Origin of the sequence: Roseiconus lacunae, from assembly GCF_008312935.1 — a bacterium.
Lineage (GTDB): Bacteria > Planctomycetota > Planctomycetia > Pirellulales > Pirellulaceae > Stieleria > Stieleria lacunae.
The window spans coordinates 34,675-49,762 of record NZ_VSZO01000043.1; the positions used below are offsets into that span (position 1 = coordinate 34,675).

Below are 15,088 nucleotides of genomic sequence, written 5' to 3' on the forward strand. Positions count from 1 at the left end.
CTGGAAAAGGGGTCAGGACTCAATATGCGGCTGCTCCGGTATTGAGTCCTGACCCCTTTTAGAACGTTTCGGTGCGATAGAACGTGCCCGGTTTGATCCTCAGGTGTGTCGGGTCGATCAATCCGATCGGTACGTCATCAAGCAGTTCATCGAATGGCTCGACGGAGAGGTCGCCCCAAAGGTCCAGGTTTTCGGCGACAACGGATCCCGTAATTCGCAGCGGCTGCCCGTCGGTTGTTTCGGTGACGGTGATCGATCGGCTGCTATAAATCACCCCTCGCAGTGACGTAGGGATTCGATCGAACGTCGTCGTATTGAAATCGAATCCTCGGTAAGGAGTCGACGGCGGATTGAAGTTGGCGCCGATCGCAAACTCGTCCAGCATTGGGGCGATGGCAGTCAGGAAAACCGGCGCGTCGGTGACTAAGATCGCTCCGTGTGTTTCCCAGCAAACTGCGTCGCTGATCGTGACTCGGCTGGCATTGGTGATCGCCAGTGTCCCTGCGATTCGCGCGGACGCAATCGTCACGCTACCACCGCCGGCATCGATCCAGTAGTGACCGTCTTTGTTCAAATCACCAAACGGGTTTTCGTTGGCCGAAAGTACAACGCCGTAAATTGATCGGATACCGTCTCGTAGCGGCAACTGTCCGATCAGGATTTCGGTTCCGAGCTCAATATGACGATCGACCAAGTTGAATGTTGGCGATCGAATCTCGTCGGCTTCCAGATCAGCGAAACGTTCGGCGGTGACAAAGCCATCACAGTGGAGGGTGGTCGTGACGATGCGACCCTGGGAACTGGTCAAGCAGTGACCCCCGATCTCGACCGGATGCTGCGACGAGAGGTTTGCCGCGTGAAGTCGAAGGTCATGCCTCACGGTGATGCCCCGTTTGAGTAATCCGAGCGGACTGCCTGCGTTCGTCAGCCGTGCGCCCACCGCAGACTTCGCGCGACCGACGTTCCCCTGAGCGATTAGGTCAACTTCGTCAAATGCGTTGTCGCTTAGATCTCCGTCTGGATCGCGAACAAGAAACGCGGTGGTTGAATGGGCGTGTCCACAAAAGCTCTCCGCGTTTAGCCAACCGTTGACCTGTCCGGAAACCAACGTTTCACGCCAACGCGAATCGTTGTTGAGTGACTGCAGGGTTCGCTGAAGTTCAGACTCGGCAAGCCTAAGTGCGGCCATTCGCTCCGCTTCCCCGGTGATCATCCGAAGTCGTGTCGTGCTGAGCGAGACCGCGGTGGCGATCGTGCCAGCGACCAGGAGTGTCGTGAACATTACCGCCAGGTACAGATAGCCTCGGCGATTCGATCGTGTCAGCCTTTGTCCCGGCCTGTGCCGAAGATTCCTAAGCATCATACAGACCTGGTTGAAACGCTTGCGCTATGACGTGAAACCCTGGTAATGGTATTCTTGAGGCTGATACCGCAACGCAGAATAATTGTAGCTCCGTTATTTCGATGTCCGGTCGCATGGCTTAGTGGCTCACAGGTCGGTTGCGGTGGGGGACTGCGAGATCGATCGCTCGGTCGTCTGAAAGATGCAGCTGAAGATGTTGGGACCGCAGGTGATCGGTGATCGGATCGAAAGCTTGTCCGTCACGACAACGCAGGCTTCGGACGATGACGAACGCGCCATCGGGATGTTCGACGCGGACGCGGATCAGTCTGAGTGGTGAGGCAAGTTCCGAAGTCACGACCGGGAGTGACGTTTGAAGCACCGCCGGTTCGACGCTGACGATCACTTTCCAATCCTCATAGCCCTTGATTGATTGGCCGTTGCGATAGGTCGGTGACGTTTGCGACCAGCCATCGTAATCATCCAGATCGTCTCGGGTTCGTGAATCGGGTTCATCCGGTTCCAACCCTCGCTCGCCTTCGCCATCAGGGTCTTCAAAGTGAAGTGTTGATAGTTCGTCGAGAACTATTCCCGCGAGTCGCAGAGCTTTGGGGTGGAATAGTTCAGTGTTTCGTTGGCGAACCAAATGGATTGAGGCGTTCATCGAAACGATCAAAACCGTCGAAACCAATATGAGCGATACGATGACCTCAAGCAGCGACAAGCCTCGCCGCTGCGGCATGTCGCTAGTGGTCGTCCTGCGTCTAGTGGTCGTCTTTTGACTAGTAATCACTGGACACCCCCATTGATTTCGATTGCGAGCGTTAACCAATCGGTAGGCTGGTCATGTCGAACATGCGGGGTGAAGTGCATCGGAGGTAGCGGACCGGAACGAAAGGTCGTCGCCAGGGTGCACGCCCCGTAGCTGCCGGGTGATCCAAGCAAAACGTTTAGTGGGGTGAACCCTGGCAATTGGCAAGTCAGGTCGTAAAACGGCGTTCCTGATGCCGCAAATAGATTCAAGTTCAACGTCTCCGCATCGATCGAACTGCTGTTTTCGATCGCTGACGGATGCGTCCCGGCATCGAGTTCACTCGAACTGCCTCGGGCCGAGCTTGACCAACCAAATGGCCATGGCGCATCTGTGTTTTCGATGGCCAGCATGATTGCGGCGACGTCACCGTAGGGCAAGTAACCGACGGTCAGCGTCGAAGGCGTGGTCGACTGTTTAAGTCGATAGTCAGCACAGATTCCTAAGGATGCGCCGGTGGTGTAATGACTGCGGGTCCATTGATTAGAAAACGGCATGACGTCAAAGGTGTTCTTGAAGCAGCACACCAGCAGTAGTAAATCGCCGTCCCGGGCTCCCTCGGGGACATCGATCGTAAGCATGCTAGCCCCAGATCCGTCAGTGCTGGCGGTGCGATAGTCGCGAATTCGTGGACGTAGTCTCGATTTACGTGATTGCTCGCCTGCGTCGTAGTGGTCAAACGTAGCAGCCGTGGATAGAACTCGGTTTGCGATCAATTGAGACCGCCCGTCGACGATGCGTTTTAGGCCATCGGCATCCGACTGATAAACCACCGATTCCGTTTCGCCACGAGCGTCAAGCCGATCGACTTCAAAGCGTGTCGCATCGATGAATTGAAAGCGCGTTGCGAATCGCAAGTCATTCTGCAAACGGGTGGCAAAATCTCGCGTTCGTTGTTCGGCGATGTCGTGGCCGGTTAGTTCCACCGTGTGAGTTGAAACCGCAATGCTGGTCGCAAGGATCAGTAACAGCAGCGTCGCGGCGGCGATCGCGCTGACTAATTCAAGCAGCGTGTAACCGGATCGAAATCCGTTGGCTCGCAATCGATGCGTCTTTTGCATTAGTGAAGTTCACCGTCACTCGAGCCAGCAAGACTGTCGAAGACGTGATCCGGGGTGGGGTGAACAAAAACTTGACTGTCGGCGGAATCAAATCGAATGTCGTAGCCGCTCGCTTCAGTCGTGATACGGATCAATCCCGTTGCCAACCGTTGGCCGTTCGCCCAGGGCATGCCTTCGTAGTCGAACGCGACAGAAAGGTGTGTGTCAAACGACGCTTGAATGTCAAACGTCGATTTCGGATGTTGCTTGACGCAGTAGCGAAGCGGCGTCCCCGGTGTCTGGGGGTGTTCGACGTCGGCGCTAAAGAAGACGTCTTCGTGGTCATCCACCGAAAAGCGAATCGTTCTCCCTTCGTTGACCGCGGCGTCACGAATGTAACGGACCAGCGACGCGACTTCGAAGGCCGTGTTTCGGAGGTCACGCTGCCGAACGGAGCTTGCGAAGTGGGGTGTCCCAATCGCCGCGAGCAGTCCGACGATCAAGATCACCACCGTCAATTCAAAAACCGTGACTCCACGATGACAGCGAGGCATAGGGGCGATTGGGCATGGCAGAAAAGATGAAGGAGGCCAACGGGGATTGCGAGGTGGGCATCGCGGTGATGCCCCGTCGTCGTCCACGATGGCGGTATTCCCTAAATCTACGTCAAGCGTTTTCGCTGTCTGCCGAGCACCCGACCGATTTCTGACGATAACTGCTCGGTTGGTGACAACCGAATGCCGTGCGACCGTATTAATCGCTACGACTGGATCGGAGACATGTTGGAGAGAATTGTTACGCCAAACGGGTGTGCACTAGCTGGCGACGCGGCTGCCGTCCCACCAAGCGTCGTTGCGATCCCAGACCTCGTCCGGAATGTTCTCTTCGCCTTCGCCGTACTCCCGAGCTTCACGCTCGGATCGATAGCTCTCGTTGACTCTGGCGGCGGCTTGTTCGTCAGAGCTAATTTGGCCGTCGGCGGGTTCGCGTTGGAACCAAGCCCAGCCGATTGAGGGGCGCTGCTGCTCGAGCACTTCCTCTTCGTCGTCCCAGTCGTCTTCGACCGGAGTGACGCGGCGTTCGATCACGATTGGCTTCAGGCGAGTTGGTTTCGGTTGCGCTTTCGGTTGTGGTTTCGGCGGAGGTTGGGGCTTCGGTTCGGCCTTGGCAATCGGTTCTGGTTCGGGTTTTGGTTCCGGCTTCGGCGCGGGAGGTTCGATCATGACCGGTTCGGGCTCGGGGATTGGCTCCGGCTCTGGCTCTGGTGCTTCTGCGACCACTTCCTCTTCTTCGACCAGTTCTTCTTCTGGCTCTTCTTCGTAAACTTCCTCGGCTTCGTCTTCCAGTTCAGCGTACTGTTCGACTTCGTCTTCGATGGCTTCTTCGGGCTCCAAGATGGTGGCGCGACCGGGCGCACCCTGGGCAGGCAGTTGCCGCACTTCGACACCGATCGACTGAAAAATGTCGACGATGTGTTCGTGGCAGGTGAACATCATCACTTGATGCCCCAGATCGGCAAACGTCTGCAGCGTTTCGGCCGCGTGGAGGGCTCGGTCGCCATCGAAGTTGACCAGAACGTCGTCCAGAATCAGCGGGAGCATGACACCACGACGGGCGTAGGCTGCGGCGAGTGACAATCGCAACGCGATGAAGACAGCTTCACGCGTCCCGCGACTGAGCACTTCTAGTGGCAGCGACTTGTTGTCCTGCGTGTCGATCTTCAGTTGATTCGTTCCCAACGGCGTCCAGATACGAGTGTACTTTCCGCCGGTCAGCTGAGCCAAGAAAGAAGACGCTTCGCGAAGGGTTTCCGGTTGTCGCTCGCGTTCGAATTTTCCGCAGACCTCTTCGACCAAACAGCTGGCGGTCGCCAGCGTTTGCCAGCGGCGCGCGATACTTTCGATCTTTCGCTGGACGCAGCCGAGTTCGAGTTGCACGATCGTCAGTCGACTGTCGTCGGCGAGATGCTTCATGTCGGCCGCTGATTCGCCGACTTGCGTTTGCAGCGTCGCGATTCGTTGTTGTGTTTCGGTGATGCGGGCTGAGAGCGCATCCCAGCGTGTTTCCAAATCACTCGCACTGGCGCCTTCGATCTCGCGAGCGATGTCGTCGTATTGAAGTGATGTCCCGATCATCGATCGGATCTGCTGGTCGAGCGTTTGATGTTGCTCACGCAGTTCTACTAAACTGGCCTTGCAGTCAACCATCTCATAGAACTGTTCGGCGGTCGCAACGCCACACTTTGCCCACAAGGCGCGACGTTGTTGTTCGCCACGTTGGATCGATCGCGCGTAGGAAGCGTGTTGTCGCTTTAGTTGACCGTCTTGTTCTTTCAACTCGCGACGACGCTTGATCCAGTGTTGTTGTCGCGAAAGTTCTTCTTGCAGGTGATTAAGTTGATCAAGTGGTCCGGTCCGTGTGGGCGTACTACGGATCGACGCACCACGACCGCTGCCTTGATGGACATGTTTGCCCGGGCGTTCGTTCGCAGACTTGGCACTTGTGTGAGCGTTTCTATGTGCGCTTGTATGCTCGTCTTCGAACTCATCTTTCTCGGCCTCGGCACGTTGGTCTTCGTCGCTGATTTCCAGCGATTCCAAGTAAAGCTGTTCGATACGTTTCGCCAAGCCGGATCGTTCCGCTTGACGTTCGTCGCGTTCCTTTTGCAGTTCCTCAAGCCGCCGCAAGCTGCCTTGCAAGGTTTCATAGCCTTCGCTCAGTTTGCGAACACTGCGGGGTGACATCGATTCGGCGAGTCCAAGCTTTCGTAGGGTTGCCGACCATTCGCGGCGAGCTTGTTTGAGTTGCTCTGCCGCCTTGACCGCCTTCGCCCGTGAGGCTTCGTAAGATTGCTGCGCGGCGGCATGGGCGTGATAGGTTGGCACCATGTTTTCCAGTTCCGCGATCAGCGATTCAGCTTGACGGACACGGAATTCGATCGGGTGATTGCTGCCGGGAAGCTCGCTGCTGACTTCGTCTTCTTCGGCTTCGAGTTCACGGATTTGTCGGCGAAGCGTTTCGATCTGACGATCACACTCTTCGCGATCCATCGCGGTTGCCCGCTGGCCGTTTTGTTTGCTCAAAAAGTACACCGCCAGCGACATCAGGCCGAAGAACAGCCATAACATGCCGGCGGTCGGAGTCGGTTCCCCGGTCAAGAACCAAGTCACGCCCAGCAGGTGCGAAAATGCAACGACCAGGCAGCTTCCGCCGACGACAAATGGCAGGCCCATCAATAGAAGTCGGTCGATCGGTAATACTTCGGCGGTCGATAAATCCACCGATTCGTTTTCCAATGACCGGTAGTGCCGCTTCAGTTTCTCGATATGTTCGCTGAGCTGTTTGGCTCGTCGCAGGGTTGCGAGGTGGGTGTTTTCTTCACGGATCGCTTGCTGTAAATCGTTCGAACGGGTCCGGTTGAGGACTTCGCCCATTTCGTCGGCGAGGTGTTCGGAACGTTTCTTGTACTCGGCACCTTCGCTACGCGATTGCTTGAGTACAAACAAATGCTCTTTAACTCGTTTGGCCGGACCGGCAAGCGCACCGAGGGTTTCGCGCGAGAGGTCGGGCATCTGTGACGAGTCGCCCTGAGCGAGCGCCTCGCGGTCGTCTTCGCTGAGTCCCAGACGTTCGGCGTCGGCGAACAGTTGCTGGCGCGCGGTCCCGATCTGGGCGTCGACTTTTTCGATTTGTTGTTCGAGGGCTTCGACCCAAGTCGCCTGTTCGGCGGCGGCTTCGATTCGGCCTTGCAGCTCCAGCATCCGCGGACTGACGGGCAGTTGGGCTGCCTTGTCGCGCAGCGCTCGCCGTTTGCCTTTGACTTCCTCGAGCTTTGTTTTTCGGTCTTCGATCATCGCATCGATCTGGACCAGTTGTCCGGGGGCTTCGTCGGGGAGCAGCGTCTCCGCTTCGATTTCACGGATCTGCCCGGCAAGCTGGCCACGCTCGGTCCATTTGTCGAGAACGCTGACCGCGGTCTCGACATGTTTGGTTTCCCGTTCCATCGTCCCCAAACGTGACTGCAAGTCTTTGATCTCTTGCTGTTGGGTTTGGCGCAGGCTGGCCAGTTCGCTGTAGCGTCGGCTGTTGCCGGTCAGTTTGGTGACTTCGTCGCGGAGCTGTTCGCGTTTGTGCAGCAGCGATTCCAATTTGTCGGCATCGGCACGATTTTTTTCGCCGTTGCCGCCGATCAATTGTTTGCGTCCTTCGCGAAGCGAGCGGATCACATCGACCAACGAGACGCGATCGAGGCCACTGGACAGCTTGTACAACTCGTCCGCCGCGGCGGTGTCGTCGAGGGTATTGAGTTCTTGTAGTTCGCGCATGCCGATCGCGAACACATTGGTGAAGATGGCTTCATCGATTTGGCCGAGCAGCATCGTGAGCCGGTGCTGACCTTGGACGAGTCCGTCCTGGCCGGCAACGGAAAGTTGGCCGGCGGCACCTTCGTCAGTCAGTTTGGCGTGGCGCCGAATGTGGTAGCCGCCTCCGGGGCCGGTGACGCGAATCGCCCCACCGGGTGTTCCGCCATGGATCGGTGGCAGGTACTTTTCGCGGCGATCTGGCGTGAAGCCATAAAGCATCGAACGCAAGAACTGCATGACGGTCGTCTTGCCGGCCTCGTTGGGGCCGTAAAACAACGTCATTCCGTCTTGCAGCGAATCGACACTCAGTCCGGTCCAGACGCCGAACCCGTCGATATGCAGGTCTTTGACTTTCATGATTGTTTTACCCAATCTGGCTTGCCGCCTCGAAGCAATTCGACACCGAGCAGCGTCGCTTGATCGAGGGTTTCTTGTTTGTTTGGTGCGGGGATCTCGGCGAGCATCGTGGTGGTCGATGTTGGCAGGCCGGGATGTTCTTCGGTCATTGGCAAAAGGTTGATCGCTTTGGCGTCACCCTTGCGATGATCCCCGACGATCCTCAAGTAGTCGCCCAGGATCGTGTCTTCGTCGTACCAGCTTTTGGGATACTTTTGTGGCGGACGGATGCGCAGTCGTGTCGACCATGCCGCCGGCGCGCCGTGACCATATTCACGCTGAATCCAATCGAGTAGCGATTCGCTATCGCCGACGCGGCCCATCAAGTCGGTGCTATCGATGCCGATGTCCCAGCCGATGATCAGGTGCCGTCCGCCGGCGTCGTGTTGAAGCCGAACGATACGCTCGCCGATCAGATTTTGGATGGTGCCGACGCTGGCAACATCGGCGGAGTCCAGTTTGACGTTTTCATAACGGAACACGTCGCACTGAATTTCACTGACCCGGACGTTGTGGTCGGCGTCCACATCGATGATTGAATAGCCGTGCGGGCCGGCTTCTTTAAGATCGCGACCCTGAGGTGTCCCCGCGAAGACCGCGACGACTCCGTCGTTGTCTTCGAGTTCTAGACGGTTGTGTCGACCGCCTAGGCACCAAAAATCGAAACGCGATTCAGCCAGTGTTTCGGTGGTCGCATCGCCGTGTCCCACGCCGATCGTGAATTCACCGCTGCTTTCGCTTTGAAAACCCGATTCGGTTTGAAACCCCGGAACATGCAAGGAAGCACGTCCGTCACTACTGCGACCGACGACTTGGCAGATCGGCCGCCCACCTCGGACCACGCTGATCGCCGTCGCGCGATCACGAGGGAATAGGGTGACGTTCGGAGGGAACGCACACGCATCGGGCCAGTTCTGTGGGTCGTCTGCCGTCCCGGCCGCCCAATAGACCGCGGTTTTGGCTTGATTGAGTTTTTCGAACTGGCTGAGCAGACGGTTGATCCCGTAAGGTCCGGCCGCGTTCGGATTAAGCAGGTCACCGGTCAGCAGGACGAAGTCGATATTCTTCGACAGAGCCGCCTCGAAAACCGCATCCATCGCTTGGTGCGGTGCCAGCGCCATCTGTTCTTTCAACGGCGGGGGCAGTTCATCCAAATCCCCGAGCGGCTTTTCCAAATGAAAATCGCTGGCATGGATGAATCGAAAAGATTCGCCCGGCATCGGTTCCCTCCGTTGTTGCTCGCCATGTCGCGGTGTCGGTTCGATCGGTCGGTTGTCGATCGAAGTGACAAACACTTCACTGGCGTCTTGGCATCGATTCAAGCGACTGCCCGCAGGCCCATCTTAGTCCCACATCCTTGGCCATCGCTTCGGTTCTCCGCCGGCCCTTCGGCCGCGCGGTTCTGCGAGTTTAACGAAAGTTGCAAAAAAGTACCAAGCCAGTTTTCCGCCGCTTTGCCAATTGATGGGGGAGAAAGATTAGCAATCACGACGGACTGATCTCATTTCAGTTTGCTAGCAACATAAAATCGTCGTCATCTCGATGACTGATCGGAAGTCTTCGCCGAACGGAAGCAGCGGATGCCAGTGGGCTGATCTTGCGTTGGACGGTGGAACCGGCGTACTGATAGCGTTCGCTAAGGCCGCGCCGATGCGTGGTCGTGATGGCACGATCGTGATGGGATGGTGATGGGAGTTCAGCACTATTTGAGTTGCTTGTGGCCGGGGCTGAGTGAGCTTTGGTGGCGAGGACGTCTGTCGGCATTGCCAGCCGCCATTGCGTTTGGTGTCGGGCTGAACTCATATCTGGTGCTTCGATTTCTCTTTCCGACTTGGCTAGATCCGATTTTGGTGCGGTCGGGATTTTGGGTCGGGTTCGTCGTGTGGGGGTACTGGTCGATCAAAAGTCTCCGGGAGCTGCCGGTGCTGATCGCTCCGCGTGACGTTGCCGAGACCCCCGACACGTTTCCCGAGGCCCAAACGGCTTACCTCAGGCGAGATTGGGAACAAGCGGAGACATTGTTATTAGAGGCGCTGCGAGTTGAGCCGCGTGACCCGCCGGCGTTGCTGCTGTTGTCGAGCGTCTATCGTGAATTAGGTCGACCGCAACATTCACTGGCGTTGCTTGCCGAGATCAGCCGTCTGGAAGTCGGCGATCACTGGCATATCGAATTGGAAGCCGAGCGTGGGCGAGCGGAACGGTTGGCCGAAGAGCAATCCGAACAAAACATTGACGAGCGAGAATTGCCCGAGGAGAACTTTTCCGAAGGCAACGTGTCTCAAGTGGACGACGGTTCCGAGCTGGACGCGAAGGAAACGCGTTCACGACAAACAGACACGTCCACCGGCGATGCTGCCGAAATGACAGCAGCATGATGCCCGAGGGTTTTCCGGCCGAGGCTTTTCGCCAACGGGATGGTCGGGGGAGTAGATTTTTTGTGCCGATTTTTTTCGCCCGTGTTTTACGGGCGAAATTCTTCATCGGCCGAACATCTTTGGGTCGGACTCCTATCCCCGAGAAAATGCAAAACCGATAGAATCCAGAGTAGCTGAGCGTTTGTCGGGCGAACAATCGTGGTCACCGCACTAACGGGTGTTCCCCGGCAGCGAAATTCGCTTCCAATGGCGTACGGTTTGCTCAGAAGGGATTGTCGAGGATTTTCGTCGAAAGATTCGCCAACCTGACAGCTCTTGCTGGAAGCTTGGTTTCACTGAGACTTCGATCGACTGAACTGATCTTCTTTGATCGAACGACTGGATCAATTGCCCCTCCGATGTGCTGTTTCGGCAGTCACGACGTTGGGCACACTTAGGGTAACGAGACAAACATATGTACGAACGATTTACCGATCGCGCCCGCAAGGTCATGCAATTGGCCAACCAGGAGGCGCAGCGATTCAACCACGAGTACATCGGGACCGAGCACATTTTGCTGGGGCTGGTGAAAGAGGGCAGTGGCGTTGCGGCCAACGTTCTAAAGAATCTGGATGTCGATCTTCGCAAGATCCGGCTGGAAGTCGAAAAGTTGGTCCAGAGCGGACCCGAGATGGTGACGGTGGGCAAGTTACCGCAAACGCCTCGGGCCAAGAAAGTGATCGAGTATTCCATGGAGGAAGCTCGGAATCTAAATCACAGTTACGTCGGCACCGAGCACATTCTGCTTGGGCTGCTACGTGAACAAGAAGGCGTTGCGGCTCAAGTTCTAATGAACCTGGGGCTGAAACTTGAAGACGTCCGCGAAGAAGTCCTCAATCTTCTCGGCCATGGATTGGAAGGCGCCGAGGTTGGCGAACGTGGTGGCCGTGCCAGCGAAGAGGGCAGCAGCAGCACGTCAAGCAAGAGCGGTAAAAGTAAAACGCCTGCGTTGGATAGCTTCGGACGTGACTTGACCGAGTTGGCCCGCAAGGGGGAACTGGATCCCGTCATCGGCCGAGCTCGCGAGATCGAACGAGCGATTCAGATTCTATGCCGCCGAACGAAGAACAACCCCGTGCTTCTAGGTGAGGCTGGGGTCGGTAAGACCGCGATCGTCGAAGGGTTCGCCCAGAAAGTGATCGAAGGTGAAGTACCAGAGATCTTGGCCGACAAACGCATCGTCGTGCTCGACTTGGCGATGATGGTCGCCGGAACCAAGTACCGCGGGCAGTTCGAGGAACGAATCAAAGCCGTGATGACCGAAGTGCGTCGCGTCAAGAACACGATTTTGTTCATCGACGAATTGCACACCTTGGTCGGTGCCGGTGGCGCCGAAGGTGCGATCGACGCGGCGAACGTCCTCAAGCCCGCACTCGCTCGTGGCGAGATTCAGTGCATCGGTGCGACGACCTTGGACGAGTACCGCAAGTACATCGAAAAGGACAATGCCCTGGCGCGACGTTTCCAAGAAATCATCGTCGAGCCCACTGCCAAAGACGAAACGATCGAGATCCTGAAAGGGTTGCGCGAACGCTACGAGGAGCACCACCGGGTTCAAATCACCGATGATGCCGTTGTATCCGCGGTCGAGATGAGCGAGCGATACATCACCGCCCGATGCTTGCCCGATAAGGCGATCGACGTGATCGATGAGGCCGGTGCTCGCGTCCGGCTCCGTACGATGACTCGTCCACCAGACTTGAAAGAGATCGACGAAGAAGTCGAAAAGCTGAACAAGGAAAAAGAAGACGCGGTCGCCAACCAAGACTTCGAGAAAGCGGCGAACCTGCGTGATCAGGCCGAAAAACTTCGTAAGAAGAAGGACCAAATCACTCAGGATTGGCGTGAGAAAAGTCAGCAGACCGACGGCGTCGTCGACGAAGAAGTGATCGCCGAAGTGGTCAGTAAAATGACCGGCATTCCGCTGACACGTCTGTCGACCGAAGACAGTTTGCGTCTGATGAAGATGGAAGAAGAGCTGCACAAGCGAGTCGTTAGCCAAGACTTGGCTGTTTCGGCCGTCGCCAAAGCGGTTCGCCGAAGTCGTAGCGGATTGAAAGATCCGCGTCGCCCGACCGGTTCGTTCATCTTCGCCGGGCCGACCGGTGTCGGTAAAACACTGCTTGCCAAGGCACTCGCCGAGTACATGTTCGGCGACAGTGACGCCCTCGTTCATATTGACATGAGCGAGTATATGGAAAAGCACAACGTGAGCCGACTGATCGGTGCACCTCCCGGATTCGTCGGGTACGAGGAAGGTGGGCAGTTGACCGAAAAAATCCGTCGTCGTCCTTACGCGGTGGTCCTCTTCGACGAAATCGAAAAGGCTCACCCCGACGTGTTCAACATGTTGTTGCAAGTGATGGAAGAAGGCCGGTTGACTGACTCATTCGGTCGCAACGTCGACTTCCGGAACACGATCTTGATCATGACGACCAACGCGGGTGCCGAAGCGATCAAGAACGAAGGTGGTTTCGGATTCCAAAAAGCTGACAGTGATGCCAGCTATGAATCGATGAAGAAACGTGTGATGGAACAAATCGAGCGAGTCTTCCGCCCCGAGTTCTTGAACCGGTTGGACGACACGATCATCTTCCGTCACCTCACCCGAAACGACTTGAAGTTGGTGATTGATTTCGAACTTTCGAAGGTTCGCGAACGCTTGCTCGAACGAGGTCTCTCGCTCGAACTTGAAGACGCGGCCAAAGAGTTCCTTATGCGTCAGGGAACGAACCTCGATTACGGTGCTCGTCCGCTGCGTCGCGCGATCGAACAACGCGTCGAAGATCCGCTCAGTGAAGAGTTGCTGCGTGGTACCTTCGAAGGCAAAGATACGATCGTCGTCAAGGGAATCTTGGAAAATGCCGACGGAGATGCCGTCAAGCATGAAGACGTCACGATTACCGACGAAGGCAAGATGATTGATCCTGATGGCAAACGCGTCAAAGCGGTTCGTCTTGAGTTCCAAGGTGAAAGCCGAGGCGTGGCCGAGTCGAGCGAAGAACCGGTTAGCGCCGGTGTCAGCGAAGGCGACAAGCCCGAAGGTGACTCGGACAACTAGTCATCCGAGCTAGCAATTTTAAGAATTGCAATTGCGAAAGGGTCGGCGATGTGCCGGCCCTTTTTGCGTTGGCGATTGGTCATTCACCGTTTAGATACGCGTACAAGCCGACCAGCGTCTTTGCGTCGCGAATTTTGCCGTCGCGGATCAACGCGGGGATGTCTTCTTTGGCGACGATCCGATTGACAATCGATTCGGTCGCTTCGCGTTGGGCCTCGCCGGCGGTCAGGTCACTCGCCCGGAAAAGCAGCATCAGTTCGTCGCTGATCCCCGGAGCCGAGTAAAATTCCAGCATCAGCTCCAGCTTCCCGGCGGAGTAGCCCGTTTCTTCGATCAATTCACGGTCGGCGGTCACGTGTCCTGCTTCGCCGACCTCACGGGTTCCGGCAGGCAGTTCCAGCAGCGTTTCGCCAACGGTCGGACGAGTGTTGTCGATCATCACAACGCTACCGTCGTCGAGAATCGGCAGTAAAACGACGGCCCCGGGGTGACGCACGACTTCACGTTGGTACAACTTGCCGTCATCGCCATGTAACGTCAGGCGTTCGACATTGAAACGCGCACCTTTTAACAGAGTCGTCTCTTCGGGGTCATTCGGCTGGTTCATCGGGCTTCCGGATGGCGTTTTGATTGATTGGGATGATTGATTCACACGACCTTACAGCATGTTCGGATTCCTCAATTGCAACAAGCCCGCCGGGTTTTCATCGCGAGATCTCGTCAACGTCGTCCAGGGCCGCCTGCGCGGCCGGAAAATCAAGGTCGGACACTGTGGAACACTCGATCCACTCGCCGACGGTGTGTTGGTGGTCGCCGTCGGCCCGGCGTCGCGGCTGGTGCCATACGTTCATGAAACAACAAAAGACTATCGCGGTACGTTTCGGCTCGCCGCCGAATCACCGACCGGCGACATCGAGGTAGAGCCAAAATTCTTTGACGACCATCCGGTTCCTACGTTGGAGCAGATCGCAACTGCTTGCCGAAGTCTGACTGGCGTGATCGAACAGACGCCGCCGGCGTACTCGGCGATCAAAGTCGCAGGCAGGCGAGCTTACGAGATGGCTCGAAAGGGGCAGCAGGTTGAGATGCCTAAACGGACGATCGTGATCGAATCGTTGGCGGTCGATCGGTATGAGTACCCGGAGTTAGAACTCGCCATCACTTGCTCGACAGGAACCTATATCCGAACGCTCGGCATTGATTTGGCCAAAGCCGTGGGGACGACCGCCGTGATGACGGGATTGCAACGAACCCGTGTCGGTGACTTTGATCTCCGGCTATCGCATCACATCGATACCCTGCGAGATCAACCCATCGAGACTTTATTGCAGCCCGCGACGGACGGTGTCGCGCATTTACCCAAGTTGGTCGTCGATGACGAACAAGCCCAGCGGTTGGTCAATGGCCTGTCGCTTGAAGATCGCCAGGGACAGTTACCAACCGATCCGGCACCGTCGCATGCGGCCGCGATTCGTCACGACGGAATCCTGCAGGCGATCATTGTTCCAATCGGACAAGATCTAGGGAAACAGGATCCAGTGCGTCAGCGTTGGGTTCCAAAAAAAGTTTTCAAGACATCGTCGCCGGCGCGAGCATGATTCTGATCACACGAACAGACGAAGGCGGGAAAGCGCGACTTTCGATTCTCTTGCGACGGCGA

The 15,088-nt window shown here is 56.7% G+C and carries 11 protein-coding genes; 4 read left to right on the plus strand and 7 right to left on the minus strand.

From position 1 onward, the window contains the following. Window positions 1-58: 58 nt before the first annotated feature. The 6 genes from FYC48_RS22530 to FYC48_RS22555 form a co-directional block, all read right to left on the minus strand. Window positions 59-1,282 (minus strand): hypothetical protein, encoded by a 1,224-nt coding sequence (locus FYC48_RS22530; protein WP_149499049.1) that lies wholly within the window; start codon window positions 1,280-1,282, stop codon window positions 59-61. A 199-nt stretch (window positions 1,283-1,481) separates the two neighbouring features. After that, window positions 1,482-2,006, minus strand: coding sequence for a hypothetical protein (locus tag FYC48_RS22535; RefSeq protein ID WP_149499050.1), 525 nt, complete (start codon window positions 2,004-2,006; stop codon window positions 1,482-1,484). Between the two features lie 125 nt (window positions 2,007-2,131). Then, window positions 2,132-3,214, minus strand: coding sequence for a hypothetical protein (locus tag FYC48_RS22540; protein ID WP_149499051.1), 1,083 nt, complete (start codon window positions 3,212-3,214; stop codon window positions 2,132-2,134). Then, window positions 3,214-3,747: a pilus assembly FimT family protein gene (locus tag FYC48_RS22545; protein ID WP_149499052.1), complete on the minus strand. Its 534-nt coding sequence runs from the start codon at window positions 3,745-3,747 to the stop codon at window positions 3,214-3,216. The genes FYC48_RS22540 and FYC48_RS22545 overlap by 1 nt, the downstream gene beginning before the upstream one ends. 261 nt (window positions 3,748-4,008) lie before the next feature. Then, window positions 4,009-7,914, minus strand: a complete 3,906-nt coding sequence (locus tag FYC48_RS28900) for an AAA family ATPase (protein WP_149499053.1) — start codon at window positions 7,912-7,914, stop codon at window positions 4,009-4,011. After that, window positions 7,911-9,275: a metallophosphoesterase family protein gene (locus tag FYC48_RS22555; RefSeq protein ID WP_230776016.1), complete on the minus strand. Its 1,365-nt coding sequence runs from the start codon at window positions 9,273-9,275 to the stop codon at window positions 7,911-7,913. Before FYC48_RS22555 ends, FYC48_RS28900 begins: the two co-directional genes overlap by 4 nt. 220 nt (window positions 9,276-9,495) lie before the next feature. On the opposite strand from FYC48_RS22555, the gene FYC48_RS27960 reads away from it, so the two are divergent. The 3 genes from FYC48_RS27960 to FYC48_RS22565 all read left to right on the plus strand — a co-directional run bounded on the left by FYC48_RS27960 (window position 9,496) and on the right by FYC48_RS22565 (window position 13,428). Beyond that, window positions 9,496-9,642: a hypothetical protein gene (locus tag FYC48_RS27960; protein WP_160149716.1), complete on the plus strand. Its 147-nt coding sequence runs from the start codon at window positions 9,496-9,498 to the stop codon at window positions 9,640-9,642. Further along, entirely contained in the window at window positions 9,642-10,328 is a 687-nt protein-coding gene (locus tag FYC48_RS22560) for a tetratricopeptide repeat protein (protein WP_149499054.1), read from the plus strand. Before FYC48_RS27960 ends, FYC48_RS22560 begins: the two co-directional genes overlap by 1 nt. 454 nt (window positions 10,329-10,782) lie before the next feature. Then, entirely contained in the window at window positions 10,783-13,428 is a 2,646-nt protein-coding gene (locus tag FYC48_RS22565; protein WP_149499055.1) for an ATP-dependent Clp protease ATP-binding subunit, read from the plus strand. A 79-nt stretch (window positions 13,429-13,507) separates the two neighbouring features. Here FYC48_RS22565 and FYC48_RS22570 read toward each other — a convergent pair whose 3' ends face one another. Continuing rightward, window positions 13,508-14,035 carry an NUDIX hydrolase gene (locus FYC48_RS22570; RefSeq protein WP_149499056.1) on the minus strand — a complete coding sequence of 176 codons (528 nt, stop codon included), beginning with the start codon at window positions 14,033-14,035 and terminating at the stop codon, window positions 13,508-13,510. Window positions 14,036-14,093: 58 nt separating this feature from the next. Between FYC48_RS22570 and truB the strand changes: the two genes are divergently transcribed. Further along, the gene (gene truB, locus FYC48_RS22575; protein ID WP_149499057.1) at window positions 14,094-15,026 is read left to right on the plus strand and encodes a tRNA pseudouridine(55) synthase TruB; all 933 of its coding nucleotides are present in this window, start codon (window positions 14,094-14,096) and stop codon (window positions 15,024-15,026) included. Window positions 15,027-15,088: the final 62 nt, after the last annotated feature.